Annotated in this window: 21 protein-coding genes, 1 tRNA gene and 5 riboswitches; of the genes, 10 read left to right on the top strand and 12 right to left on the bottom strand. The window is 66.5% G+C overall.

Annotated features, from left to right (window positions below):
- Window positions 1-50: 50 nt before the first annotated feature.
- Window positions 51-159: riboswitch (glycine riboswitch) on the bottom strand.
- Between the two features lie 18 nt (window positions 160-177).
- A riboswitch (glycine riboswitch) is annotated at window positions 178-272 on the bottom strand.
- A 63-nt stretch (window positions 273-335) separates the two neighbouring features.
- From gcvP to KIH07_RS13340, 8 genes are all read right to left on the bottom strand, one after another.
- Window positions 336-3,263 (bottom strand): aminomethyl-transferring glycine dehydrogenase, encoded by a 2,928-nt coding sequence (gene gcvP / locus KIH07_RS13305; protein ID WP_226492428.1) that lies wholly within the window; start codon window positions 3,261-3,263, stop codon window positions 336-338.
- 167 nt (window positions 3,264-3,430) lie between these two features.
- A complete protein-coding gene (gene gcvH / locus KIH07_RS13310; protein WP_226492429.1) occupies window positions 3,431-3,796 on the bottom strand; it encodes a glycine cleavage system protein GcvH in 366 nt (121 codons plus the stop codon).
- A gap of 36 nt (window positions 3,797-3,832) precedes the next feature.
- The gene (gene gcvT, locus KIH07_RS13315) at window positions 3,833-4,969 is read right to left on the bottom strand and encodes a glycine cleavage system aminomethyltransferase GcvT (RefSeq protein WP_226492430.1); all 1,137 of its coding nucleotides are present in this window, start codon (window positions 4,967-4,969) and stop codon (window positions 3,833-3,835) included.
- Between the two features lie 76 nt (window positions 4,970-5,045).
- Window positions 5,046-5,150, bottom strand: a riboswitch (glycine riboswitch).
- A gap of 12 nt (window positions 5,151-5,162) precedes the next feature.
- A riboswitch (glycine riboswitch) is annotated at window positions 5,163-5,275 on the bottom strand.
- Between the two features lie 6 nt (window positions 5,276-5,281).
- Window positions 5,282-7,444, bottom strand: coding sequence for a glycosyltransferase family 39 protein (locus tag KIH07_RS13320; RefSeq protein ID WP_226492431.1), 2,163 nt, complete (start codon window positions 7,442-7,444; stop codon window positions 5,282-5,284).
- Window positions 7,445-7,684: 240 nt separating this feature from the next.
- Window positions 7,685-8,347, bottom strand: a complete 663-nt coding sequence (locus KIH07_RS13325; RefSeq protein ID WP_226492432.1) for a nucleoside/nucleotide kinase family protein — start codon at window positions 8,345-8,347, stop codon at window positions 7,685-7,687.
- Between the two features lie 13 nt (window positions 8,348-8,360).
- On the bottom strand, window positions 8,361-9,692 hold the full coding sequence (locus KIH07_RS25370) for an ABC transporter substrate-binding protein (RefSeq protein WP_264181838.1): 1,332 nt from the start codon (window positions 9,690-9,692) through the stop codon (window positions 8,361-8,363).
- Window positions 9,689-11,008 carry a TAXI family TRAP transporter solute-binding subunit gene (locus tag KIH07_RS13335; RefSeq protein ID WP_226492433.1) on the bottom strand — a complete coding sequence of 440 codons (1,320 nt, stop codon included), beginning with the start codon at window positions 11,006-11,008 and terminating at the stop codon, window positions 9,689-9,691. The genes KIH07_RS25370 and KIH07_RS13335 overlap by 4 nt, the downstream gene beginning before the upstream one ends.
- A 130-nt stretch (window positions 11,009-11,138) precedes the next feature.
- Complete coding sequence (locus tag KIH07_RS13340; protein WP_226492434.1) at window positions 11,139-12,821, bottom strand: electron transfer flavoprotein-ubiquinone oxidoreductase; 1,683 nt, start codon at window positions 12,819-12,821, stop codon at window positions 11,139-11,141.
- 141 nt (window positions 12,822-12,962) lie between these two features.
- Here KIH07_RS13340 and KIH07_RS13345 point away from each other — a divergent pair, with 141 nt between their 5' ends.
- The 3 genes from KIH07_RS13345 to KIH07_RS13355 are packed head-to-tail and all read left to right on the top strand — an operon-like array spanning window position 12,963 to window position 15,142.
- Window positions 12,963-13,745: an SDR family oxidoreductase gene (locus KIH07_RS13345; RefSeq protein ID WP_226492435.1), complete on the top strand. Its 783-nt coding sequence runs from the start codon at window positions 12,963-12,965 to the stop codon at window positions 13,743-13,745.
- Between the two features lie 3 nt (window positions 13,746-13,748).
- Window positions 13,749-14,708, top strand: a complete 960-nt coding sequence (locus tag KIH07_RS13350) for a DMT family transporter (protein ID WP_319004804.1) — start codon at window positions 13,749-13,751, stop codon at window positions 14,706-14,708.
- A 14-nt stretch (window positions 14,709-14,722) separates the two neighbouring features.
- Window positions 14,723-15,142: an acyl-CoA thioesterase gene (locus KIH07_RS13355; protein ID WP_226492436.1), complete on the top strand. Its 420-nt coding sequence runs from the start codon at window positions 14,723-14,725 to the stop codon at window positions 15,140-15,142.
- 15 nt (window positions 15,143-15,157) lie between these two features.
- On the opposite strand, the gene KIH07_RS13360 is transcribed toward KIH07_RS13355, so the two are convergent.
- Window positions 15,158-15,754 (bottom strand): peroxidase-related enzyme, encoded by a 597-nt coding sequence (locus tag KIH07_RS13360; protein ID WP_226492437.1) that lies wholly within the window; start codon window positions 15,752-15,754, stop codon window positions 15,158-15,160.
- Window positions 15,755-15,834: 80 nt separating this feature from the next.
- On the opposite strand from KIH07_RS13360, the gene pcaC reads away from it, so the two are divergent.
- The 3 genes from pcaC to KIH07_RS13375 all read left to right on the top strand — a co-directional run bounded on the left by pcaC (window position 15,835) and on the right by KIH07_RS13375 (window position 18,769).
- Complete coding sequence (gene pcaC / locus KIH07_RS13365; protein WP_226494704.1) at window positions 15,835-16,212, top strand: 4-carboxymuconolactone decarboxylase; 378 nt, start codon at window positions 15,835-15,837, stop codon at window positions 16,210-16,212.
- A 40-nt stretch (window positions 16,213-16,252) separates the two neighbouring features.
- Window positions 16,253-17,239 carry a Bug family tripartite tricarboxylate transporter substrate binding protein gene (locus KIH07_RS13370; RefSeq protein ID WP_226492438.1) on the top strand — a complete coding sequence of 329 codons (987 nt, stop codon included), beginning with the start codon at window positions 16,253-16,255 and terminating at the stop codon, window positions 17,237-17,239.
- 243 nt (window positions 17,240-17,482) lie between these two features.
- Window positions 17,483-18,769 carry an ABC transporter substrate-binding protein gene (locus KIH07_RS13375; RefSeq protein WP_226492439.1) on the top strand — a complete coding sequence of 429 codons (1,287 nt, stop codon included), beginning with the start codon at window positions 17,483-17,485 and terminating at the stop codon, window positions 18,767-18,769.
- Between the two features lie 11 nt (window positions 18,770-18,780).
- On the opposite strand, the gene KIH07_RS13380 is transcribed toward KIH07_RS13375, so the two are convergent.
- Window positions 18,781-19,359 carry a LuxR C-terminal-related transcriptional regulator gene (locus tag KIH07_RS13380; protein WP_226492440.1) on the bottom strand — a complete coding sequence of 193 codons (579 nt, stop codon included), beginning with the start codon at window positions 19,357-19,359 and terminating at the stop codon, window positions 18,781-18,783.
- A 71-nt stretch (window positions 19,360-19,430) separates the two neighbouring features.
- Between KIH07_RS13380 and KIH07_RS13385 the strand changes: the two genes are divergently transcribed.
- From KIH07_RS13385 to KIH07_RS13395, 3 genes are all read left to right on the top strand, one after another.
- Window positions 19,431-20,132, top strand: a complete 702-nt coding sequence (locus KIH07_RS13385) for a CoA transferase subunit A (RefSeq protein WP_226492441.1) — start codon at window positions 19,431-19,433, stop codon at window positions 20,130-20,132.
- Between the two features lie 69 nt (window positions 20,133-20,201).
- Window positions 20,202-20,840 (top strand): CoA transferase subunit B, encoded by a 639-nt coding sequence (locus tag KIH07_RS13390; protein WP_226492442.1) that lies wholly within the window; start codon window positions 20,202-20,204, stop codon window positions 20,838-20,840.
- Window positions 20,841-20,904: 64 nt separating this feature from the next.
- Window positions 20,905-21,076, top strand: a riboswitch (yybP-ykoY riboswitch).
- A gap of 6 nt (window positions 21,077-21,082) precedes the next feature.
- A complete protein-coding gene (locus KIH07_RS13395; protein WP_226492443.1) occupies window positions 21,083-21,664 on the top strand; it encodes a TMEM165/GDT1 family protein in 582 nt (193 codons plus the stop codon).
- Window positions 21,665-21,749: 85 nt separating this feature from the next.
- Here the strand turns inward: KIH07_RS13395 and KIH07_RS13400 are convergent.
- Both KIH07_RS13400 and KIH07_RS13405 read right to left on the bottom strand, forming a co-directional pair.
- Window positions 21,750-21,823 (bottom strand) — tRNA-Gly (locus KIH07_RS13400).
- Between the two features lie 32 nt (window positions 21,824-21,855).
- Window positions 21,856-23,331 (bottom strand): inorganic phosphate transporter, encoded by a 1,476-nt coding sequence (locus tag KIH07_RS13405; protein WP_226492444.1) that lies wholly within the window; start codon window positions 23,329-23,331, stop codon window positions 21,856-21,858.
- Window positions 23,332-23,633: 302 nt separating this feature from the next.
- On the opposite strand from KIH07_RS13405, the gene KIH07_RS13410 reads away from it, so the two are divergent.
- On the top strand, window positions 23,634-24,095 hold the full coding sequence (locus KIH07_RS13410; RefSeq protein WP_226492445.1) for an RT0821/Lpp0805 family surface protein: 462 nt from the start codon (window positions 23,634-23,636) through the stop codon (window positions 24,093-24,095).
- Window positions 24,096-24,231: the final 136 nt, after the last annotated feature.

The following is a 24,231-nucleotide window of genomic DNA, read 5'->3' on the forward strand; positions in this document are numbered from 1 at the left end:
TTTCAAAGCCGTCAAACAAAGGGGCACGAACCGCACACCGTGTGCGGGCCATGACCCCCTCTGTTTGTGACCTGAGAGATTCGCCGGCCCCGAGGGGACAGGCTTGCTCCTGCGGTGGGCCGGGACGACGAATCCCGGCCGCTCTTCAGAGTGTGTGGTGCGGCGATACGCACCGAATGCGCCTCAGCGGTCTGGGGTGCCTGAGAGTTTCCGGGGTGGTTGCTCCTTCGGCGCCAGGGCTCGCTGGCCCTGGTCTCTCCCGCTGTGGCGGTCTATTCAAGCGATGGTTTTGTCCGTTGCTTCGTCAAGGGGTGGCACCGAAGGCGACGCGGGGGTCAGTCCCCCACCGGCACGCAGCTGCAGAACAGGTTGCGGTCGCCGTAGACGTTGTCGATGCGACCCACGGGCGGCCAGTACTTGGCGTGTGCGCGGGTCGATGCGCTGGCGGCGCCCACGTCGCGTGCGTAGGGGTGCGGCCAGTCGGCCTTCATGAGGCTGTCGGCCGTGTGCGGCGCGTTCTTCAGCGGGTTGTCGTTCTGCGGCCACTCGCCCTTTTCCACGCGGCGGACTTCCTCGCGGATCGCGATCATGGCGTCGATGAAACGGTCCAGCTCTTCCAGCGTCTCGCTTTCGGTCGGTTCGACCATCAGGGTGTTGGCCACCGGGAAGCTCAGCGTAGGCGCGTGGAAGCCGTAGTCCATCAGGCGCTTGGCCACGTCCTCGGCCATCACGCCGCTGGTTTCCTTCAACCCACGCAGATCCAGGATGCACTCGTGCGCCACGTGGCCGTTGGCCGAGGCGTAGAGCGTGGGGTAGTGCGGCGCCAGGCGCTTGCTGATGTAGTTGGCGGCCAGGATGGCGGCCTCGGTCGCGTGTTTCAGGCCGTCGGCGCCCATCATGCGGATGTACATCCAGCTGATCGGCAACACGGCGGCGTTGCCCAGCGGCGCTGCAGAGACCGCGCCGACGCGGAACTTGTCCTGCTCTTCTGGCGTGCCGCACACGCCGGCCGGCTCGGCGCCCGTGCGGTGACCGGGCAGGAAGGGCACGAGGTCGGCCACCACGCAGACCGGGCCGACGCCGGGGCCGCCACCGCCGTGGGGAATGCAGAAGGTCTTGTGCAGGTTCAGGTGGCTCACGTCGCCGCCGAACTCGCCCGGCGCTGCCACGCCCACCAGCGCGTTCATGTTGGCGCCGTCCACGTAGACCCGGCCGCCGTGGCTGTGCACCAGGGCGCAGAGCTCCTTGACCGTGGTCTCGAACACGCCGTGGGTGCTGGGGTAGGTGATCATCACGCAGGCCAGGTTGGCGCTGTGTTTTTCGCACTGCGCCTGCAGGTCGGCCATGTCCACGTTGCCGCTCTCGTCGCACTTGGTCACCACCACCTGCAGGCCCGCCATCTGGGCCGACGCGGGGTTGGTGCCGTGGGCCGACGAGGGGATCAGGCAGATGTTGCGATGGGCTTCACCCCGCGAGGCGTGGAAGGCCCTGATGGCCAGCAGGCCGGCGTATTCGCCCTGCGAGCCCGCGTTGGGTTGCAGGCTGATGCCGGCGTAGCCCGTGGCCTGGCACAGCCAGGCGCGCAGCTGTTCGTCCAACTCCTGGTAGCCCTGGAGCTGGTCGGCCGGGGCGAAGGGGTGCACACCCGCAAACTCCGGCCAGGTGATGGGGATCATCTCGCTGGTGGCGTTGAGCTTCATGGTGCAGGAACCCAGCGGGATCATGCTGCGGTCCAGCGCGAGGTCCTTGTCGGACAGCGCGCGCAGGTAACGCAGCATGCCGGTCTCAGAGTGGTGGCTGTTGAACACCGGGTGCGAGAGGTAGGCGCTGGTGCGGCGCAGCTCGGCGGGGATCAGCGGCTCGATGCCTTTTTCGAAGGCGTCGAAGCTGGGCAGGGCCTGACCGTCTTTCGCGAACACCGACCACAGCAGGGCGATGTCGTCGCGCGTGGTGGTTTCGTCCAGCGACAGGCTCACGTACTGGCCCCACGACAGCTTCAGGTTGGCACCCTTGGTCACGGCCTTGGCCACGATGGCCTTCGCTTGGGCCGCGTCGGCGGCCTTCACGGTCAGCGTGTCGAAGGCCGATGTGCTCGTCAGCGTGTGGCCCAGTTGCGCCAGCCCTTGCGCCAGCACCGCGGTGTACGCGGCCACGCGCTGCGCGATGCGCTTCAGACCCTGCGGGCCGTGGTACACGACGTACATGCTGGCCACCACGGCCGGCAGCACCTGCGCCGTGCAGATGTTGGAGGTGGCCTTCTCGCGGCGGATGTGCTGCTCGCGCGTCTGCAGCGCGAGGCGGTAAGCCGGGTTGCCGTGGGTGTCCACGCTCACGCCCACCAGGCGGCCGGGCAGCGAGCGCTTGAACTCGTCGCGGCAGGCCATGTAGGCGGCGTGCGGGCCACCCGCGCCCATGGGCATGCCGAAGCGCTGAGTGGTGCCGATCGCGATGTCGGCGTCGAACTCGCCTGGGGGCACCAGCAGCGTGAGCGCCAGCAGATCGGCCGCCACGATGAACGCGGCCTGCTTGCCGTGCACGGTCTGCACCTCGGCGCGCAGGTCGTCGATGCGGCCGCTGGTGGACGGGTACTGCGCGAGCACGGCGAAGTAGTCGTCTGCCTGGAGCGCTTCGGCCCATTCGGGCGCCGAGTTCGCGAGCTTCACCGTCAGGCCCAACGGCTTCGCGCGGGTCTGGATGACCTCGATGGTCTGCGGGTGCGCGTCACCGGCCACCACGATCACGTTGCCCTTGGCCTTGACCGAACGTTTGGCCAGCGTCATGGCTTCGGCGGCGGCGGTGGCTTCGTCGAGCATGGACGCGTTGGCGATCGCCATGCCGGTCAGGTCGGTCACCATGGTCTGGAAATTCACCAGCGCTTCCATGCGGCCCTGTGAAATCTCGGCCTGGTAGGGCGTGTAGGCGGTGTACCAGGCGGGGTTTTCCAGCACGTTGCGCAGGATCACGCCCGGCGTGTGCGTGCCGTAGTAGCCCTGGCCGATGAAGCTCTTGAACACCTGGTTCTTGGCCGCAATGGCCTTGAGCTCGGCCAGCGCAGCGGCTTCGGTCACGGCGGGCGGCAGGTCCATGCCCGTGCTGCGCGCGATGCTGCGCGGCACGATGCCGTCGATCAGGGCGCGGCGCGAGGCCTCGCCGATCACGGACAGCATCAGCGTTTCGTCGGCTTCGCTGATGCCGATGTGGCGGGCAATGAACTCGCTCGGGTTTTCGAGTTCATCCAGGGGTTTGACGGACGGCATCAGCATGGGACGACCTTGTGGGGGAATAGGAAAGTCAAAAATTCAAACAAGCGAATAAAACCCGCCGCGAGCGAAGTGCCCCGATTCAAGGGCGCCGCGGAACCGGCTTCGCCGGGCCGCCAGCGCCGCCCCCTTGAGGGGGACGCGCGCAGCGCGGCAGGGGTGGGTCAAGCTCAAGCGGCGAAAGCGGCGTAAGCGGTTTCGTCGAGCAGGGCGTCAAGCTGCGAAGCGTCCGACAGCTTGGCCTTGAAGAACCAGCCGGCGCCCAGCGGGTCGCTGTTGGCCAGGGCCGGGTCGGCGCGCAGGGCCTCGTTCACTTCGGTGATGACGCCGCTCACGGGCATGTACACATCGGCCGCGGCCTTGACGGACTCGACCACGCCGGCCACGTCCTTCTGGGCCAGGGTCTTGCCCACTTCGGGCAGGTCCACGAACACCACGTCGCCCAGCGCGTCCTGCGCGTGGTGGGTGATGCCGACGGTGGCGATGTCGCCGTCAACGCTGATCCATTCGTGGTCTTCGGTGTATTTGGTGGTCATGGTGGGCTCCGGTGAAGAAAGTTGAAATGGGGCGGCTCAGCCGCGGAAGTATCTATTGGGAACGAAGGGCATGGGCGCGACCTCCATCGGCACGGCCTTGCCGCGCACGAGCGCGTTCACACGGGTGCCGACGGCGGCGAACTCGGGTGCGACGTAGCCGATGGCCACGGGCTTGTCGGCCGTCGGGCCGAGCAGGCCGCTGGTGACTTCGCCGATCTTCACGCCGGCCGGGCTCTGCAGTTCCACGTGCTCGCGCACGGGCACGCGCTCCAGCGCGACCAGGCCCACACGCTTGCGCGTCAGGGCTTCGCTGCCGTCGAGCTGGCCGAGCACACGGGCCGCGCCCGGGAAACCGCCGGCGCGGGCACCCCCGGTGCGGCGCACCTTCTGCATCGCCCAGTTCAGCGCCGCCTCGACCGGCGTGGTCGTGGTGTCGATGTCGTTGCCATAGAGGCACAGGCCGGCTTCGAGGCGCAGCGAATTGCGCGCGCCCAGGCCGATGGGTTTGACTTCAGGCTGGGCCAGCAGGGCTCGGGCAAAGGCTTCGGCGCTGGCCGCGGGCAAGGAGATTTCGCAACCGTCTTCGCCGGTGTAGCCGCTGCGGGTGACGAACAGGTCGGCGCCGTTCCAGGTGAAGGCGGCGCCGGTCATGAACACCAGTTTTTCCACGCCGGGCAGCAGGCGCTGCAGCGCGGTCACGGCCTGCGGGCCCTGCAGGGCGAGCAGGGCGCGGTCGAATTGTGGGGTGACGGTGCAGCGTTGGCCAATGCGCAGGGCGATGTGGGCCAGGTCGCCGTGCTTGCAGGCGCCGTTGACGATCACGAAGATGTCCGAGCCCCGGTTGACGAACATCAGGTCGTCGATGATGCCGCCTTCGTCGGTCAGCAGCAGGCCGTAGCGCTGCTTGCCCACGGGCAGGTCGATCACGTCCACCGGCATGAGCGACTCGAACGCGGCGGCGGCGTCGGGGCCGCTGAGCGTGAGCTGGCCCATGTGCGAGACGTCGAACAGGCCAGCGGCGTTGCGGGTGTGGTGGTGTTCGGCCATCAGGCCGGCGGGGTACTGCACCGGCATGCTGTAGCCGGCAAAGGGCACCATGCGGGCACCGAGTTCGAGGTGCAGGGCGTGCAGCGGGGTCTGGAGCAGGTCGGTACTGGCGGAGCTGTGGGACACGGCGGGCTTTCCGGAACGCTCGGGCGTTCATTGGGGGGCAGGCCTCTGGGCAGAGGGTCAACACGGTGCATCCGTGCGCTGCCCCTCTGTCCGCTTTACCTGAGAGATTCGCGCGGACGATGCCGCACTTGCTCCTTCGGTGGACCGCCTCGGGGGGCGGCCTCTCTCCAGTGGGGGACACCGCCCGTGAAAGCGGTGGTTGCCAGTCCTTTTGCCTGAGCGTTCAGGACCTTCCCGCGATATGCGGCCCGGTCTCCTGCGCCTTCGGCGGCGCCCTGTGCGGGCACGCTCTCCTGACCGGCGGAGTTTACCTCAGGCCGCGGCCACCACGGGGCTGGGGCGGCGCGAGAGCTGCGCGTTCAGGAGCGCCGCCACCACCGCCACCAGCAGGATCAGCATGATGGGGTGGGCCGGCGACATGTAGCGCGGGATGTTGTGGGACACAAAGGCATAAAAGGACATCAGGCCGAACGGCAGCACGGTCAGGGCCAGCAGGTCGGGCCGCCGCCGCAGCATTCCCACGAAGAACGCCGTCAACAGCGCCAGACCGGCCAGCAGGTTCAGCACCTCCACGATGGTGTCCTGCGTCGCCAGGCTTACGAGCGGAATCTCGACCTTTTTCAGGCCCCAGAAACCGTGCCAGAAAAAGGGCAGGGTCATGAACAGGTGGCGCACCGGACGCTCCTTGAGCATGCGGATCGCTTCATCGCGCCGTTGGCCGTCGACCACCTCCTCTGGGTAATGGTTGCCCTGTACCCTGAGCTGGTTGAGCAGGATGGTGTACCTCGCGCCGGCTTCGGCGTGGAAGCTCACGGCGAGGTCCGGACGGCCCGCGCGAATGGCCTCGATGTCCGATTTCCAGAAGCTGGACAGTCCCCGGTTGAGCCGTTGCCAGCGCCCGCCACGCTCGAACTCGTCGCGGTCCGTCTGGCCGAACCGCGTGCCGTCAACGAGTTTTCGGTAGATGGTGGGGCTCTTCTCGTAGATCAGGCCAATGACTTCGTCGTTGGTCATGTTGTTGAGCGTGGCCCGGCCGTGCAGGATGAGACCCCCGCGGTCCGAGATGCGCATGCTGTCGAACTGCAGGTGGTTGCGGACCATCCAGGGCGCCACGACCACCGCCAGCCCCAGGCCCATGGCCAGCCCCCAGGTGGCGATCCGGCCCACCGAGACCTGCATGCGCTGGCGCGCAAACAGCATGACGGCCACCAGCAACAGCAAGGCGACCAGGTTGATGTAGAGCGACGAGGCCTTGGTGAGCGCAAGCAGCCCCATGGCGGCGCCACCGGCCAGGAAGTAGCCGATCTTCTGGTCTTTCACGCCGCGGTACAGCAGGTACGAACCCCAGACGATCGCCGTGGCCGTGGTCAGCTCGGTGTAGAAGGTGTCGATGTACTCGCGGGCGTTGAAGAAGAACACATAGGTCAACAAGGTGGCCGCCAGGGTGGCGGCGATGCTGTGCGTGAGCCGGCGCGTGAGCAGCCACACCCCGAGCAGCCCGGTGAACACCCAGATCAGGTTGCTCATCTTCACGAAGCGGGTCAGCTCACCGGCCCGGAAATGGCCGAACCCCAGGTGCTCGCTGTGGTTGGGCGCGAAGAGCGCCAGGTAGGCGTAGGCCACCATGGGCGGCAGGGGTTCGCGGAAGTTGGTGGGCTGGGGGTTGGCACCCCCTTCGTGCGAGAACACGCCGTGTTTGTACAGATTGGTGGCGATCAGCAGGTTCTGGATGCCGTCGCCGAGCACGGGGCTGTCGGTGATGTTGCGTTCGCTGTGGTAGGTCAGGCCGGCACAAAGCAGCAGGGGCAGGGCCCAGCCGTGAACGAAGGAGCGTCGGACCCGGGCATAGAGGGCCGGCTGGCGGCGGGCCAGATGGCTGACCAGCACCTCCAGCAGCAGCCAGACCGCCGCGATCTTCAGGCCCCACAGCAGCCCACGGGGGATCACGACGCCAAGATCCGGCTGGAAGAAGGCTTTGGGGATCTTGACGCTGAGGAAGGGATCGGCACCGGTGCTCTGGAAGCTGATGCCTTGTGGCGTGGTGTCCAGTGCCTTCACTTCCGCGTTGGGGTGAAGCGCTGCCCGCAGCGCCTCACCCTGAAGCCGCCGTTCGGCCCAGCGGCTCGACAACCTGACCTCACTGATCTCGAACCGGCCCGGCTGGGTCAAGGGGTCGATGCGAACTTCCTGGATCGCCCGGTAGCCGCGGATGGCAATCGAATAGCGTTGCCAGCTGTCCTGGGCGGCTCTGCGGGTTTCGCGCAAGCGGGGGTCGAAGTGGCTGCCCGGTACGTCGTAGTAGATCTCGACCGGGCCGCTGTGATCGACCCGCATCTCGAAGTCGACGTCCAGGCTCTGGTGAAGGTGGGCCAGGGCGATGTAGGTCGCCAGACCCAGCAGAAGCACCAGCAACGTGCGGACGACCGAACCGCCCAGTGACAGGGTTCGGAAAGAGGCGATTCGGTCTGCGGGCATACAGCGGGCGGGGTTTGTGGGGCGTGTGACAGGACGCCTGGTGCCTTGTGCTGCCGTCGGTCTTCACGACGTGCGTTGACAAAGTCTTGCGATTGTGATTTTAGTGTGACCAATGTCACCAAAAGACCGGACCGAGCGGTACCACGTGCCTTTGGGAAGCGTTCTCCCTCTTTGTGGAGGGTTTGTGCGGCGCCAGTTGCTCTGGTGCAACGCTGGTTGCCGCAATCCCCTGTATGGGCCTCAGATTGGGCGGAATTCGTAACAGCCCGAAACCGGGTTCCAGACCACCTGCCGCTGCGCCCGGCTGCGGCAGGCCTCGATCCGGCGGGCGTTGGGCTCGTCGGTGCTCTCGATCCAGGCCAGCGCCTGTTCCCGGGTTCGGCCGAACTGCTCGTGCCGGCGTCTCAGGCGCTCCAGCCGCAGGGCGGCGTCCACGTGCAGGTACCAGACTTCGTCGAGCAGGTCGGCCACCGGCAGCCAGGCCGGGTCGTCGTCCAGCAGCAGGTAGTTGCCCTCGGTGATGATCAGTGGCGTGCGGGCGAACACCGGCAGGGCGCCGGCCACGGGTTCTTCGATCTCGCGCCGGAAGTCGGGCGCGTAGACCACGTCGTGCGGCGCCTGGTCGCGCAGGCGCCGCAGCAGGGCGGCGTAACCGGCGGCGTCAAAGGTGTCGGGCGCGCCCTTGCGCTGGGCGCGGCCCAGGCGCTCCAGTTCCACCTGCGCCAGGTGGTAGCCGTCCATGGGAACGGCCTGGGCCCGGTCGCCCAGGTGATCGGCCAGCAGCGTGGCCAGGGTGGATTTGCCAGAGCCGGGGGCCCCCACGATACCCAGCAGGCGGCGCGGACCGTTGGCGAGCGCGTCGAGCTGGTGGATCAGGGCGGGGTCGAGGCGGGTGGTGGGCATGGCGTGGCGTGGGTCATGGGGCGGTGGCCTCCGAGGGGAGGGATTGTCCACCGTCCTGGCGCAGGCTCTGCAGCCGCTCACGCGCCGCGCCCAGGTGTTCGCGCAGGGTGTACCAGCGGTCCGCGTAGCGGTCGGGCAGATCGATCTGGGCCACCTGTTTGTCCAGTGCGTCCAGGCGGGTGAGCACTTCGCGGTGGGCCACGGGGTCGGTCGGCGGGGCCCGAGACAGGTCTTCTTCCAGAAACTTGAGCTGGCCGTAGAAGTACTGCAACGCCGCGTCCACGCGCCATTCGATGTAGCGGGGCGCGCGCAGCAGCAGCACCATGGTCAACAAGCCCAGCGGGACATAGACGAACAGGATCAGTTCGGCCCACTGGGCGGTGCGGTAGGGCAGCAGCGTCTCCAGCCAGGGTTGTTTGCCGTACCGGCTGCGCAGGGCCACGGGGGAAACCGGGAAATCGTTGCCAATGGTGCTGGGGTACTGGCCCTGTCCTTCCAGGAAACCGGCCATGGCGTGCAGTTCGCCGGCCACGTTGAGCAGGGCGCGTTGCAGGGCCGGGTGCAGGTCGGGGCGCACCAGCAGGTGCGTCAGCGTCACCATGGTCGGCAGGTCCGCCGCGGGCAGGTTGCTGCGCAGCTCGATGGATCCCTGGGGCATGACCACCGCCCGCAGCGTGGGCACCCGGGTGGCCAGAGCGCCGGCCCGTTCGACGGGCAGCAGGTGGACCTTGTCCAGCCGGGCCAACGTGGCCGCGGTGTGCGAGTCGCCCGAGGCCACATGGACCACGGCGTCCACCCGGCCCTCGGCCAGGGCCGCCACCGCGTCGTCGCCGACGGCGGGCACGAAGCTCACTTCACCCGGGGTGATCCGCGCGTGGGCCAGCAGCAACTCGGCGGCCATGCGGTTGGAGGCACCGGGGACCGATGCGGCAATGCGTTGGCCCCTGAGCTGATCGAGCCGGTCGATGCCCTCGCGCGCGACCACCCAGACGATCTCGTGCCCGATCACCGACAGCGCCATCACCTGGGGCGCCGTGGGCGCGTACAAGCCCTGGGCAAACGTGACGTCGATCACTGTGTCGCCTTCGGCCATGCGCTGCAGCGGGTCCTGGGGGCGGGGGTGGGCCACGATGTCGACGGCGATCCCCATGCGCTCCAGCCGCTCGGCGTACAGGCGCGCCACGCGCAGGTAGCTGCTCTGGGCCGGCCCGGTGCCGATCACCACGCGCTGGGGCGGCAGGGGCCTGACAAACAAGGTGGCCAGCACCATCAGCAGCACGCTCCCCGCTGTGATCGGCAGGTACAGCAGCCACCAGCGTCGGCGGTAGAGCAGGGGCAGTCTCATCGGCCCCGGTAGCTCCGCATGCGCCTGCGGACGAAGTCCACATGCTGGAGCAGGGTGTGCCAGCGCTGGGCCAGCTCCTTGGGCAATGGCATGGCGGCGATGGCCGCCTCCATCTTTTTGAGGCGGGCGTTGATGCGGCTGAGTTCGATTCCGCCGATGTCGACGTTGTGGTGGGCCAGGTCGTGCTCGATGAAGCGCAGTTCACCGTACCAGCGCGTCATCCGGCTCTCCAGCCGCACGCGCAGCAAGGCTGGAATGAACAGGAACAGCAGGCCGGCCACCAGCAGCAGCGGGACGCAGATCACCAACAGCCGCTGCACCACCTGGGCCCACCAGAAGGGCAGCAGGCGTTCGAGCCGGTTCAGGCCGCCGCCGAGCACCTGCCGGGCCTGGGCCGCGGCGGGAAAGTCGCTGCGCCGCAGGTTGGGGAAGTCGCCCGCCCGGTGAAACGGGCCGGCCTGCCCATGCACCTCCATGGCCACGGCGGTCGCCATGCGCTTGAGGGCGGGGTTCAGGTCTTCCCGGGCCAGCAGGTGCGTGGGGGTGGTCAGCAGGGGGGTGTCGGCCGCGGGCAGGTTCCGCCCCAGCCCGTCCTGGGGCAGCAGGCGGGTTTCGAGAAAGCCGTTGCGCTCGGAGAGCGCCGCAGTGCGCTGCAGCATGGCCAGGTGGACGCCGGGCGTGGTCAGCAGGGCCAGCACCCCAGGCGCCTGGGACGATGCGACCATGAACACCGCGTCCACCTCGTGGCGGACCAGGGCATCGCGCGCGGCCGCGCCGCTCAGAGCGGACCAGCGAACTTCGTCCAGGCCGATGCGTTGTTGCGAGAGCAGGCGTTGAAACAGCACACGGTGCCCGCTGCCCTGCGGCCCGGCCGCCACCTGCAGGCCCGCCAGCCCCTCCAGCGAAGTGAGCGCCGAGTCCCGGCTGAACAGCCACAGACCCTCGATATCCACACTGGCCAGGGTCTGCACCCCACCCAAGCGCTCAGGCTGCCCGGGCTGGGACGACCAGCCGAACCCCCCTTGCACGAAGGCCAGATCCGCCTGCGCGGGGCTGTGACGCAGACGTTCCAGATTCTGTTGCGAGCCGTCCGAGGTTTCGATGGTCAGCGCGATGCCGTGGCGGGCAAAGGCCTGGGCATAACGATCGGCGAAGAGCCGGTAGGCCCCGTCGGGCTGGCCGCTGCTGATGGTGAGCCGGGTCTCGGGCATGGGGTACAGCCAGATCCAGGCCAGCCCGGCCAAGGCTGCCGCCACCAGGGCCACCGGCAGGCGGATCATCAACCAGCGGTGGCGGTACAGGGTGGCGGAGTTCATGCAGAGTCCATCCGGAACGTGGTCGGACTATATCGCCCACGTAACTTTTCGTACAACCCCGTTCGCACCGCAGCGGAAAAGAAAAAGGCCACCGGCTGGTGGCCCTGAAGAGAGCGGATTGTGCGCGGGCTCACATGCCCGCGTAGTTCGGCCCGCCGCCGCCTTCGGGCGTGACCCAGACGATGTTCTGCGTCGGGTCTTTGATGTCGCAGGTCTTGCAGTGCACGCAGTTCTGCGCGTTGATCACCAGTTGGTCGGCGCCGTCCTTGTTCACGAACTCGTACACGCCGGCCGGGCAGTAGCGGCTCTCGGGGCCGGCGTACTTGGCCAGGTTGATCGCCACCGGCACCGAGGCGTCTTTCAGCGTCAGGTGCGCCGGCTGCTGCTCTTCGTGGTTGGTGTTGGAGACGAACACGCTGGAGAGCCGGTCGAAGGTGATCACGCCGTCGGGCTTGGGGTAGCTGATCTGCGGCATCTCGGCGGCTGGGCGCAGCTTGGTGTGGTCCGGGGTGGTGTTGTGCAGCGTCCAGGGCGGCACGCTCACGCCCACCTTGGGCAGGAACCAGTGTTCGATGCCGGTCATGAGCTTGCCCACCAGCGGGCTCTTCTTGAACCAGTTCTTGAAGTTGCGGTAGGTCCACAGTTCCTCAAACAGCCAGCTCTTCTGGAAGCCTTCGGGAAAGGCCGTGAGTTCGTCGCTGCTGCGGCCGGCGGCCACGGCTTCGAACGCGGCCTCGGCACACAGCATGCCGCTCTTGATGGCCGCGTGGCTGCCCTTGATGCGCGCGGCGTTCAGGAAACCGGCGTCGCAACCCACCAGGGCGCCGCCCGGGAACACCGTCTTGGGCAGGGCCTGGGGTGTGCCGTTGTTCAGCGCGCGGGCGCCGTAGCCCAGGCGCTTGCCGCCTTCGATGTGGGCCTTGATGCTGGGATGGGTCTTCCAGCGCTGCATCTCTTCAAACGGAGAGAGCCAGGGGTTCTGATAGTCCAGTCCGATCACATAACCGAGCGTGACCTTGTTGCCTTCAAGGTGGTACAGGAAGCCGCCGCCAAAGGTGTCGTCGGCCAGCGGCCATCCGGCGGTGTGCACCACCAGACCGGGCTTGGCCTTGTCGGCCGGCACTTCCCAGAGTTCCTTGATGCCGATGGCGAAGGTCTGCGCGTCCTTGCCTTCGTCGAGTTTGTATTTGGCGATCAGCTGTTTGCCCAGGTGGCCGCGGGCGCCTTCGGCGAACACGGTGTACTTGGCGTGCAGCTCCATGCCGATCTGGAAGCTGTCCATCGGTTCGCCGTCCTTGCCCACGCCCAGGTTGCCCGTGGCCACGCCCTTGACGGAACCGTCGTCGTTGTAGAGCACTTCGGCCGCGGCGAAGCCGGGGAAGATTTCCACGCCCAAGGCCTCGGCCTGCTCACCGAGCCACTTGGTGACCGCGCCCAGGCTGATCACGTAGCAGCCGTGGTTGTCGAAGTTGCGCGGCATCAGCCAGTCGGGCGTGCGGGTGGCACCGGTTTCACTGAGCACCAGCAGGTCGTCACCGGTCACGGGCTGGTTCAGCGGGGCGCCGAGTTCCTTCCAGTTCGGAAACAGTTCGGTGATGGCCTTGGGGTCCATGACCGCACCGCTGAGGATGTGCGCGCCGGGCTCGGAGCCTTTCTCCAGCACGCAGACGTTGCACTCGCTGCCTTTTTCGGCGGCCAGCTGTTTCAGGCGGATGGCGGTCGCGAGGCCGGCCGGGCCGCCGCCGACGATCACCACGTCGTATTCCATGGCTTCGCGCGGGCCAAACTGGGCAAGGATTTCTTCAGAGGTCATGGGGGGTCTCGCGGATAATGGTTCTGGTGATCTTCACCCACGCGGTGCGTGCGTGCATGTCATCGGGCGGACAGCATTCTATGCTGCAGCGCCAGAAAATCGAACGATCGTGCTAATTTGCACCAGCCCGGAGATTATCCCGTGACCTACCAGATCGATTTGTCGGGCCGAGTGGCCCTCATCACCGGCGCGTCGGGTGGACTGGGCGAGCAGTTCGCCAAGACGCTGGCCCACGCGGGCGCGGCCGTGGTGCTGGCCGGCCGCCGCACCGACCGCCTCATGGCGCTGCGTGCGCACATCGAGGCCGAGGGCGGCGACGCCCATGTGGTGGCGCTGGACGTGACCGACATCGCGTCCATCAAGGCGGCGATCGCGCACGCGGAAACCGAAGTCGGCGCCATCGACATCCTGATCAACAACTCGGGCGTGAGCACCACGCAGCGTCTGCAGGACGTGCGCGAGGAAGACTACGACTTCGTCTTCGACACCAACACCAAGGGCGCCTTCTTCGTGGCGCAGGAAGTGGGCAAGCGCATGCTGGCGCGCGCCAACGGCGCGGCACCCGGTACCTATGTGGGCGGGCGCATTGTCAACATCGCGTCGATGGCCGGGCTCAAGGTGCTGCCGCAGATCGGCGTGTACTGCATGAGTAAGGCCTCCGTGGTGCACATGACCAAGGCGATGGCCATGGAGTGGGGGCGTTTCGGCATCAACGTGAACGCGATCTGCCCGGGTTACATCGACACCGAGATCAACCACCACCACTGGCAGACCGAACAGGGCCAGAAGCTCATCAACATGCTGCCGCGCAAACGCGTGGGCCAGCCCGCCGATCTGGATGCGGTGCTGATGATGCTGTGCGCCAACGAGAGCCATTTTATCAACGGCGCGGTGATCGCGGCGGACGACGGCTTTGGGGTCTGAGGCTTGACGTCGGTTGACGCGGTGCGGCCCTCGGTCTGGCCGCCCGGCATGGTGACGGGCATTCTCGCGGGGCTGGGCGCGGGCGCTTTCTGGGGCATGACCTTCATTGCTCCGCTGATGGTCGAGGGCTTCAGTTCGGTGGACTTCACCGTGGGCCGCTTCGTGGCCTGCGGCCTGTTCTCGGTGCTGTTGCTGGCGATGGGGCATGTGCACCGCGCCGCCGGCGGGCCGGTGCCGCGCGTGCCCACGCTGCGGCAGGCCGGGGCGGCACTGGGCCTGAGCGTGCTGGGCTACACCGGTTATTACCTGTTGCTCGTGCTGGCCATCGCCGACGCGGGCGCGGCCTTGCCGGTGCTCATCATCGGCACGATCCCGCTGTGGGTCATGGTGCTGGGCAAGCCGCACGCGCTGCGCTGGAGCGCATTGGTGCCCGGGCTGCTGCTGACCGGGCTGGGCATGCTGCTCATGATGCGGGTCACGGGCGACACCGCCGCGGACGCCGGCGGCGCGCACCTGTGGCGCGGGATTCTGTACGCCGTTGGCGCCATGGCGAGTTGGACCGCCTTTGGCCTGCTCAACGCGGCCTGGTTGCGCCGCCACCCGGAAGTGAATTCGACCGACTGGGCCAACTGGCTGGGCGTGGCCGCGGGCGTGGGCGCATTGGGGCTTTGGGCCTTGTGGGGATCGGGCTGGGCCGGCATGACGGCCCAGCCGGGGGTCTGGCGTTTCGTGGCCGTGTGCGCGGTCACCGGCATCGGCTCGGCCTGGGTCGCCGCCGTGTTGTGGAACATGGCCAGCCGGCGCCTGAGCCCGAGCCTGGCCGGCCAGCTCATCGTGAGCGAAACCGTGTTCGGCCTGCTGTACACCTTCGTCTGGAGCGGGCACTGGCCCGCCCCCCTTCAATGGGCAGCCTGTGTGCTGTTCCTGCTGGGCATCCTGGCTTCGATCAACGCTCACCGATAGCTGTCGTACCCCACATGAAACTCGAACTCCCCGCACAGAAGAAACGTGTGTTCAGCATGACCCTGCCGATCCGCTGGGGCGACATGGACGCCATGGGGCATGTGAACAACACGGTCTATTTCCGCTACCTGGAGATCGTGCGCATCGAATGGATGCGCTTCATCGGTTGCGAGCCCGACCCGAAAGGCGAGGGCCCGGTGATCGTCAACGCCTTCTGCAACTTCTACAAACAGCTCGAATTCCCAGGCGAGGTGATCGCGACCCTGTACGTGAGCGACGCGGGGCGCAGCAGTTTCGAGAGCTGGTGCACGCTCAGCCGTGCCGACGACCCCGAGACGGTGTACGCCGCCGGTGGCGCCACCACCGTGTGGGTCAACTTCCCGCAGCAGAAATCGACCCCCATGCCCGAGCACATGCGGGCCCATCTGGTCTGAGCGGCTGACGAGGGGTCATTTCCCCTTCGGCACCCGCCCCATCAGGTAGAACTCGGGGTTGGGCACCATGCCGCTGAAGCTGGCCATGCGGTTGGACAGGCCGAAGAAGGCGGTGATGGCGGCGATGTCCCAGGCGTCTTCGTCGCTGAAGCCGTGGGCGTGCAGGGCCTCGAAGTCGGCGTCCTCGATCTCATGCGAGGCCAGGCAGACCTTCATCGCGAAGTCGAGCATGGCGCGCTGGCGCGGCGTGATGTCGGCCTTGCGGTGGTTCACCGCCACCTGGTCGGCCACCAGCGGCTTTTTCTCGTAGATGCGCAGGATCGCGCCGTGCGCCACCACGCAGTACAGGCAGTGGTTGGCCGCGCTGGTGGTGGTGACGATCATCTCGCGGTCGCCCTTGGTGAGACCACTCTCTCGGCCCACGGTTTCGGGCGCCATGAGCGCGTCGTGGTAGGCGAAGAAGGCGCGCCATTCGGCCGGGCGCCGGGCCAGGGCGAGAAACACGTTGGGCACGAAGCCGGCCTTTTCCTGCACCTCCAGGATCTTGGCCTTGAGGTCCTCGGGCAGGGTGTTGAGGTCGGGCAGGGGATAACGTGGCGGGGTGCTGCTCATGGGTTGTCTCCGGGTCAGGTCGGTGTTTGCCAGGAAGTTTATCCTTGGCACCCGTCATCCACCCAACCCTGGAGCACCCCATGCAGGACGAGCAATACCACCGTGGCCTGGCCACCCGCCGCGAGGTCATGGGCGATGCGTTCGTGGACCGCGCGCTGGCCGGCGCCACCCCGTTCACCCAGCCCATGCAGGACCACATCTCGCGCGCCGCCTGGGGCGACGTCTGGCAGCGCGAGGGGCTGGACCGCAAGACGCGCAGCCTCATCACCGTGGCCATGCTGACGGCGCTGGGCAAGCAGCACGAACTCAAGGGCCATGTGCGCGGTGCGCTCAACAACGGCGCGACCGTGCAGGAAATCCAGGAGGTGTTGCTGCACGCCGCGGTGTATTGCGGCGTGCCCACCGCGGTCGACGCGTTTCGCAGCGCGGCCGAGGTGGTCGATGCGCCTGCGCCCTGAACCGATCCCGTTTCTTCCACAACCTTTGTCAGGAGTTTTCATGCACAGCTTTCGCCGGCATTTCATCGCCCATACCCTGCGTTGCGCGCTCGCCATCGGCGCCACCCTGGGGGTGGGTCTGGCCGCGGCCCAGACGCAATCCACCCGGATCATGGTCGGCTTTCCAGCCGGTGGCGGCACCGACGCGATCGCCCGCATCCTCGCCGAGCGCCTGCAGGCCGACCTGGGCGCACCGGTGGTGGTGGACAACAAGCCCGGTGCGGGCGGCCAGCTCGCCGCGCAGGCGCTCAAGGCCGCGGCGCCCGATGGTCACACCCTGTTCCTCAGCCACGACCACAGCATCACCATCCTGCCCATGGTGACGAAGAACCCGGGCTACGACTCGGCGAAAGACTTCGTGCCAGTGGCCGGTTTCGCCACCTTCGTGAACGCCATCGCCCTGTCGGCCGGCACACCCGCCACCTCGCTCAAAGGCTATGCCGACTGGGTGCGCCAGCAGGGCGGCGGCAAGGGCACGGTGGGCATTCCCGCGCCCGGTTCGGTGCCGCAGTTTCTGGTGCAGGAGATCGCGAAGAAGAACCAGCTGGACCTCGTGGCCGCGCCGTACCGGGGCAGCGCGCCCATGATGGGCGACATGCTGGGCAACCAGATTCCGGCCGGTGTGGCCTCCATCCCCGACTTCATCGAGAACCACAGGGCCGGCAAGCTGCGCGTGGTTGCCGTCATGGGCACGCAGCGCCAGGCCGCCATGCCCGAGGTACCGACCTTTGCCGAACTCGGGCTGACGGGCTTTGAAGAGGTGCCGTACTACGGCGTGTTCGCGCCCGCGGGCACCCCCAAGGCGACGCTGGACAAGCTGGGCGCCGCGATCCAGAGGGCGATTGCCGTGCCCGAGGTGAAAGACCGGCTCACCGCCATGGGCCTGACCGTGGGCTACATGAGCTCCGAACAACTCGCCGCGCGCGAGCGCAGCTACGCGAAGGTGTGGGCCAAGATCATCAAGGACAGCGGCTTCCAGCCGCAGTGAGCCGTCGGGTGGTTGCCGGCGCCGCCTTGCCATGTCCGCGCAAGGCGGGCCAGGCGGCTGCGGTCTGGCTGGTGGTGCAAAAACCGATGCAATCGTATGCATTGAAGCCTGCGGGTTTTGCCATTTGGCAGGGTTTCTTGGTAGAAACCCTTGCATGGACATGGATACTATGCATGGTTTCCACAATGTTTCCATTCCCCCATGCTTCATAAAAATCAATTGCGCGGCCTGGTTGCTGCTGGGATGACCCTGCTGGGCAGCACCTGTATTCAAGCCGGAGAGGTCGAGGTTCTGCACTACTGGACCTCGGGCGGCGAGGCCCAGTCGGTGCAGGAACTCAAGGCCACGATGACCGCACGGGGCCATTCCTGGAAAGACTTTTCCGTGGTGGGCGGCGCTGGTGAAAACGCCATGGAGACCCTGAAGCAGCGCGTGCTCGAAGGCCGGGCACCGGCCGCCGCCCTGATCAAGGGGCCTGCGATTCAGGAATGGGCCGAGCTGAACGCGCTGACCAGTCTGGATTCCATGGCGCTGTTTGACAAATGGGATGACGTTCTGCCCAAGGTGGTGGCCGACCAGATGAAGCACAAGGGCCACTATGTGGCGGTGCCGGTCAATGTGCACCGTGTCAACTGGCTGTGGGCCAACTCGGCGGTGCTGAAAAAGGCCGGGGTCACGGCCATGCCCCGGACCTGGGACGAATTTTTTGCCGCCGCCGACAAGATCCGTGGTGCGGGTCTTGTTCCCTTGGCCCATGGCGGACAGGACTGGCAGGACTTCACGGTGTTCGAGACCGTGGCGCTGGGTGTTGGTGGGCCTGAGTTCTACGACAAGGCGCTGCTCAAACTGGACAAGACCGCCATCGCCAGCGACGCGATGAAAAAGACCCTGGAAACCTTTCGCCGCCTCAAGACCTATGTCGATGACAAGGCACCCGGTCGCGACTGGAACGTCGCGACCGACATGGTGATCAAAGGCAAGGCCGGATTCCAGTTCATGGGAGACTGGGCCAAGGGCGAGTTCCTGGCCGCTAAACAGCAGCCGGGCAAAGACTTCACCTGCACGCCCGCGCCCGGCACGGCCAATGCCTACACCTTCAACGTCGATTCCTTTGCCATGTTCCAGCTCAAGAGCTGGGAGGCTCAAAAGGCCCAGGGCTATCTGGCCTATTTGCTGATGGGCAAAGACTTCCAGGAGCGGTTCAACCTGCGCAAAGGCTCTATCCCGGTGCATCTGAACCTGAACATGGACAAGTTTGACGAATGTGCGAAGCGCTCCAATGTTGACTTCGCGGCAACGGCCAAGGCGGGCACCTTGGTGCCTTCGGTGGCACACGGCATGGCGCTGTCGACGGCACAGCAAAAGGCCATGCGTGCGGCCGTGAGCGAGTTCTGGAACACGGACTCGATGTCGGTCGGTGATGCCATTGCCCGGCTGCAGACGCTCAATGCCCCCGTTGCGCCGATGGTGCCTGTCGTGGCCAAGCCGACCGCCGAGCCCAAGCCGGGGAAGGCCCCCCAGAAGAAATAGCCATCGGTGACTCAGCCCGCCAGCAAGCGGTGCACCAGATCCGGTGTGCTGTGTGCCTGGTATTTGCGCATCAGCCGCGCGCGGTAGATCTCGACCGTGCGGTGGCTGATGCCCAGCACCTTGCCGATCTCCTTGCTGGTCAGACCATCCATCAGAAAGGCGGCCACCTCGCGTTCGCGCCCGGTCAGTTCGGCCTTGACCGCGCGGCGGGAACTCAGGTCCTCAAAGCTCCAGATGCCGGCCTCGTGCGGCGCTTCGCGGCGCAGGGCCCGGCCGGTGACGTGGCACCAGAAGGTTTCGCCCTTGAGGCGGCCGTCCACGCGTTTCATGATGCGGTCGTCGGCGTAGCTGCCGCTGCGCCCGAGGATCGGTGCGATGCGTGCACCGGTGCGCTCGTACTCGTCGGCACTGGGGTAGAGCACCTGGAAACTCTGTCCGATGAGTTGCTCGCGGGTGGCGCCAAACATCTCGCACAGGGCCTGGTTGCAGTCCACAATCGTGCGCTGACGCGAGAGCACCAGCCCGAGCGGCGCCAGATCGAAGGCGAGGCGGTAGTCGATGCCGGAGAGGTCGGTGTTCGGGTTAGTCATTAGGTCAAACTACGTATGTTGTTACGTAGTATCGTTGCAGTCACCCCTGTTCAACCACTGGAGCAACCGACGTGAACAAGATTTACCCGAGCGCAGCCGAAGCCCTCAAGGGCGTGGTGGCCGACGGCCAGCTCATCGCCGTGGGCGGTTTTGGCCTGTGCGGCATCCCCGAGGCGCTGATCGACGCGCTGCGCGATTCCGGCGTGAAAAACCTGACCGCCATTTCCAACAACGCCGGCGTGGATGGCTTCGGCTTGGGCAAGCTGCTGGAGACGCGACAGATCAAGAAAATGATCTCGTCCTATGTGGGCGAAAACAAGGAGTTCGAGCGCCAGTACCTGGCCGGTGAGCTCGAACTCGAATTCACGCCGCAGGGCACGCTGGCCGAGAAGCTGCGCGCCGGTGGCGCCGGCATTCCCGCCTTCTTCACCAAGACCGGCGTGGGTACGCTGGTCGCCGAGGGCAAGGAGCTGCGCGAGTTCGACGGCGAGACCTACGTGATGGAGCGCTCGCTGCTGCCCGAGGTGTCGCTGGTGAAAGCCGATGTGGCCGACATGTCCGGCAACTTGCGCTTCAACATGACGGCGCGCAATTTCAACCCCGCGGCCGCCACCGCCGGCAAGATCTGCATCGTGGAGGTGGAGCGCATCGTGGCCACCGGCGAGATCGCCCCCGACGACGTGCACCTGCCCGGCATCTACGTGCACCGCATCGTGCTCAACGCCAACCCGGAAAAGCGCATCGAGAAGCGCACCACCCGCGATAGGAAGTAATACCTTGTGGGACAGACCGCAGACGCGAAGCGGCCAGCTCTGTCCCCAACCGACTAAAGGAGATTTGAAATGCCTTGGACCCAAGACCAGATGGCCGCGCGTGCGGCGCAGGAGCTGCAGGACGGCTTTTACGTGAACCTCGGCATCGGCATCCCGACGCTGGTGGCCAACCACGTGCCCGACCACGTGGAGGTGTGGCTGCAGAGCGAGAACGGCATGCTGGGCATCGGCCCGTTTCCGTACGAGGACGAGGTGGACCCGGACCTGATCAACGCCGGCAAACAGACCGTGACCACGATGAAAGGGTCGGCCATTTTCGGCAGCGACCAGTCGTTCGCCATGATCCGCGGCGGCAAGATCAACCTGTCCATCCTGGGCGCCATGCAGGTGACGGACAAGGGCGATCTGGCCAACTGGATGATTCCCGGCAAGATGGTCAAGGGCATGGGCGGCGCCATGGACCTGGTGGCCGGCGTCAAGCGCGTGATCGTGCTGATGGAGCACGTCGCGAAGAAGAAAGACGGCAGCGAAGACCTGAAGATCCTGCCCCAGTGCACCCTGCCGCTGACGGGCAAGGGCGTGGTCAACCGCATCATCACCGACCTGGCCGTGATGGACGTGACGCCCGAAGGCCTGAAGGTGGTGGAACTGGCGCCGGACGTGAGCCGCGAGTTCCTGCAGTCCAAGACCGGTGTCCCCTTGATCTGACACGGCGGTGGCCGCGCGCCGTCCGGCGTCCGGTCGCCAGCCACCCGTCGTCTATACTCGCGCCTCACCCGTCATCGGGGAGTAGCCGCTCTGCACCACGCAGAGGTCCGCGTCAACACACTTGGCCCCCATGGCCATGGCGCCGACAGCTTCAAGCCTGGCAAGACCTTTGACCGCACAGTCTCCGGAAGGGCCGGGGCTGCTGTGCGGTCTTTTGGTTTTCCGGCCCCTGGAGCATTGTTTTGGACGCCTTCCTCCTTTCCACCGGAATCGTCGCCCTGGCCGAAATGGGCGACAAGACCCAGCTGCTGTCGCTGGTGCTGGCCGCGCGTTTCAGGCGCCCCTGGCCCATCCTCTGGGGCATCCTCGCGGCCACGCTGCTCAACCACGCCCTGGCCGGCGCGGCGGGCGCCTGGGTCATGGCCACGGTGGGTCCGAACGTGATGCGCTGGGTGCTCGGTCTGTCCTTCATCGCCATGGCCGGCTGGATGCTGATCCCCGACAAGCTCGACGATGACGACGCCATGCCCCAGCGGCAGTTCGGCGTGTTCGCCACCACCACCTGGACGTTCTTCCTGGCCGAGATGGGCGACAAGACCCAGATCGCCACCGTGGCCCTGGGCGCCCAGTACGCGCCGCTGGTGGCCGTGGTCGCTGGCACCACCCTGGGGATGATGCTGGCCAACGCGCCGGTGGTGTTCTTCGGGGACGCCCTCACGCGGCGCGTGCCCATCAAGGCGGTGCACGTCTTGGCGGCGCTGATCTTCGCGGTGCTGGGGGTGCTCGCGTTGCTCGGGGTGGGGTCGTCGTTCGTTGGCGGATGAGGGGTCGGTACCTTCCTCTTTTCCGCCCAGCGCAGTCCTGCGCAGACGTGAAACGAGGCCCGCTGGGGGCCTCGTTTCATTGTTCTGGAGCGGGTGAAGGGAATCGAACCCTCGTATGAAGCTTGGGAAGCTGCCGTTCTGCCATTGAACTACACCCGCGAGGCCTAGGAGTGTAAGCGATGGCGGGTGGCTCAGGCGATGAAGACGCGATGGGCCATCCAGTACAGGCCGGCGGCCAGCGCCATGGACACCGGCAGTGTCAGGACCCACGCAATCAGGATGCTGCTGATGGTCTTGCTTTGCAGGCCACTGCGGTTGGCCACCATGGTGCCGGCCACGCCGGACGAGAGCACGTGGGTGGTCGATACCGGTAGCGAGAACACGTTGGCCATGCCGATGGCCATGGCGGCGGTCACCTGCGCGCTCATGCCCTGGGAGTAGGTCATGCCCTGCTTGCCGATCTTTTCACCCACGGTCTTGACCACACGTTTCCAGCCGATCATGGTGCCGATGCCCAGCGCAAGGGCCACCGCAATCACCACCCAGAAAGGGGCGTATTCGGTGGACGCGGTGAGGTCCTTGCGCAGGCGCGCGAGATCGCGCTTTTCTTCCGCGGGCAGGTAGGCCAGGCGGGACACCTTGCGAGCCGTGTCGTCCAGGCACAGGATGTAGCGGCGGATGTCCACGCGGGTACGGGGGGCAAGGGTGGTGTAACTGGTCACGCCAACCAGACCGCGCTGCAGTGCGGCGATGGTGATTTCGGTCTGGTGCGGGTCGCAGCGGAATTTCGCGGGCAGTTCGCTGCCGTTCGCCTTGCCCAGCGCAAGGTACGTGGACAGCGTGGCGTTGTTGCGCTGGTAAAAATCGCTGAGGTACACGGCGGCGTCCCGCGTGCGGTCGATCTCGTATTTGCTGCTGCTCAGGTCGAGCACGAAATAGGAAGGCACGATGCCGATCAGCACCAGCATGATCAGGCCGATGCCCTTCTGTCCGTCGTTGGAGCCGTGCACAAAGCTCACGCCCAGCGCCGAGAGCACCAGTACCATGCGGCTCCAGAAAGGGGGGTGTTTCTTGCCCACGTCTTCCATCCGCTTTTCGGGCGTCTTGTGCATGGTCGATCGCGGTTTCCACCATTTCAGTACCACCAGGATCAGGCCCGCCACCAGGAAACCCGCCAGGGGCGACAGGACCAGCGAAATCGCGATGTCGATCGCCTTCTGCCAGTTCACGCCTTGCGACAGCTCGATGTCTGTGATCAGGGCATTGGCCATGCCCACACCCAGGATGGAGCCGATGAGGGTGTGTGAACTGGACGCGGGAATGCCGAGGAACCAGGTCCCCAGGTTCCAGGCGATGGCTGCGGTCAGCAGCGAGAACACCATGGCCAGGCCCCGGCCGGAGTCCACGTCGATCAGCAACTCGACCGGCAGGAGGTGCACGATGGCGTAAGCCACGCCCACGCCACCCAGCAGCACGCCGAGGAAGTTGAACACGCCGGAAGAAAAGACCGCCACCGAGGGTGGCATGGCCCGGGTGTAGATCACGGTTGCCACCGCGTTGGCGGTGTCGTGGAATCCGTTGATGAATTCAAAGGCGAGAACGAACAGCAGGGCCACCAGCAGGCTGATGAGGAGCCAGGGTTCGAGGCTTCCGAGCATGGAGATCATGAATAGGGGGGCGAATGCGCAAAGAGGCTGCCATGGATGGCAGCCTCTTTACAGTGATGTGAAAGTTTTGTGACAACCCGGATTTTCGCTCATTCAGGAACAGGGCCCCGGCCCAGGACATGAACACGGCGCGCCTCGGCTGATCCGCCGGGGGTTGAACTACGCCCGCGATATCGGTTCGAACAATCACGCACGGGCGTGGTGCCGGTTTGAGCGGCTGTTTGTGTTCCCGGGAACACCCGCGCAGACCGCCTCGATGACCGATCAGGCGTCTATCTCACAGATCTTTCAAGGAGTTGCATATGCGTTTCCCTGCACAAATGGTTCTCGTTGGCGCGCTCACAGCGGCGCTCGTCGGATGCGGCGCAACGGGTGGTCCGAAAGAGACCGGTGGCACGGTCATTGGCGGCGTGCTCGGCGGCGCCCTGGGGTCGCAGGTGGGTGGTGGGCGGGGGCGCACGGCGGCCACGATTGTGGGCGCCCTGATCGGCGCCAACATCGGCGCCAACGTCGGGCGTTCCATGGACGACAACGACCGGCGGCGCACGGCCTATGCCCTGGAAACCTCCAGCACGGGCCAGCCGACCCAGTGGGTCAACCCCGATACCCGCAACCAGTACACCGTGACGCCCACACGCACCTATGAGTCGGCGGGCGCACCCTGTCGCGAATACACGATGCGGGCGGTGGTGGGTGGACGTCCCGACGACGTGTATGGCCGGGCCTGCCGGCAACCCGATGGCAGCTGGCAGGTGGTGAACTGAACGGCGCCGGAGATACCGATCTCCCCTCTGTGACCGATCGACTCCGGAGCGCGCATCACCGCGAACGGAAGCGCCTCCGCCCAGAAGCGACAAGGGTCCGGCTCCGCCGGCCCAAGGCGCTGTCCCCCTCCCAGCC

Origin of the sequence: Hydrogenophaga taeniospiralis, from assembly GCF_020510445.1 — a bacterium.
GTDB lineage: Bacteria > Pseudomonadota > Gammaproteobacteria > Burkholderiales > Burkholderiaceae_C > Hydrogenophaga.

What these genes read in the sequence shown, in the direction of transcription:
- gcvP (WP_226492428.1), bottom strand. Translation starts at nt 3,263, where the DNA reads ATGCTGATGCCGTCCGTCAAACCCCTGGATGAACTCGAAAACCCGAGC.
- gcvH (WP_226492429.1), bottom strand. Translation starts at nt 3,796, where the DNA reads ATGACCACCAAATACACCGAAGACCACGAATGGATCAGCGTTGACGGC.
- KIH07_RS13320 (WP_226492431.1), bottom strand. Translation starts at nt 7,444, where the DNA reads ATGCCCGCAGACCGAATCGCCTCTTTCCGAACCCTGTCACTGGGCGGT.
- KIH07_RS13325 (WP_226492432.1), bottom strand. Translation starts at nt 8,347, where the DNA reads ATGCCCACCACCCGCCTCGACCCCGCCCTGATCCACCAGCTCGACGCG.
- KIH07_RS25370 (WP_264181838.1), bottom strand. Translation starts at nt 9,692, where the DNA reads ATGAGACTGCCCCTGCTCTACCGCCGACGCTGGTGGCTGCTGTACCTG.
- KIH07_RS13335 (WP_226492433.1), bottom strand. Translation starts at nt 11,008, where the DNA reads ATGAACTCCGCCACCCTGTACCGCCACCGCTGGTTGATGATCCGCCTG.
- KIH07_RS13340 (WP_226492434.1), bottom strand. Translation starts at nt 12,821, where the DNA reads ATGACCTCTGAAGAAATCCTTGCCCAGTTTGGCCCGCGCGAAGCCATG.
- KIH07_RS13355 (WP_226492436.1), top strand. Translation starts at nt 14,723, where the DNA reads ATGAAACTCGAACTCCCCGCACAGAAGAAACGTGTGTTCAGCATGACC.
- KIH07_RS13360 (WP_226492437.1), bottom strand. Translation starts at nt 15,754, where the DNA reads ATGAGCAGCACCCCGCCACGTTATCCCCTGCCCGACCTCAACACCCTG.
- pcaC (WP_226494704.1), top strand. Translation starts at nt 15,835, where the DNA reads ATGCAGGACGAGCAATACCACCGTGGCCTGGCCACCCGCCGCGAGGTC.
- KIH07_RS13370 (WP_226492438.1), top strand. Translation starts at nt 16,253, where the DNA reads ATGCACAGCTTTCGCCGGCATTTCATCGCCCATACCCTGCGTTGCGCG.
- KIH07_RS13375 (WP_226492439.1), top strand. Translation starts at nt 17,483, where the DNA reads ATGACCCTGCTGGGCAGCACCTGTATTCAAGCCGGAGAGGTCGAGGTT.
- KIH07_RS13380 (WP_226492440.1), bottom strand. Translation starts at nt 19,359, where the DNA reads ATGACTAACCCGAACACCGACCTCTCCGGCATCGACTACCGCCTCGCC.
- KIH07_RS13390 (WP_226492442.1), top strand. Translation starts at nt 20,202, where the DNA reads ATGCCTTGGACCCAAGACCAGATGGCCGCGCGTGCGGCGCAGGAGCTG.
- KIH07_RS13405 (WP_226492444.1), bottom strand. Translation starts at nt 23,331, where the DNA reads ATGATCTCCATGCTCGGAAGCCTCGAACCCTGGCTCCTCATCAGCCTG.
- KIH07_RS13410 (WP_226492445.1), top strand. Translation starts at nt 23,634, where the DNA reads ATGCGTTTCCCTGCACAAATGGTTCTCGTTGGCGCGCTCACAGCGGCG.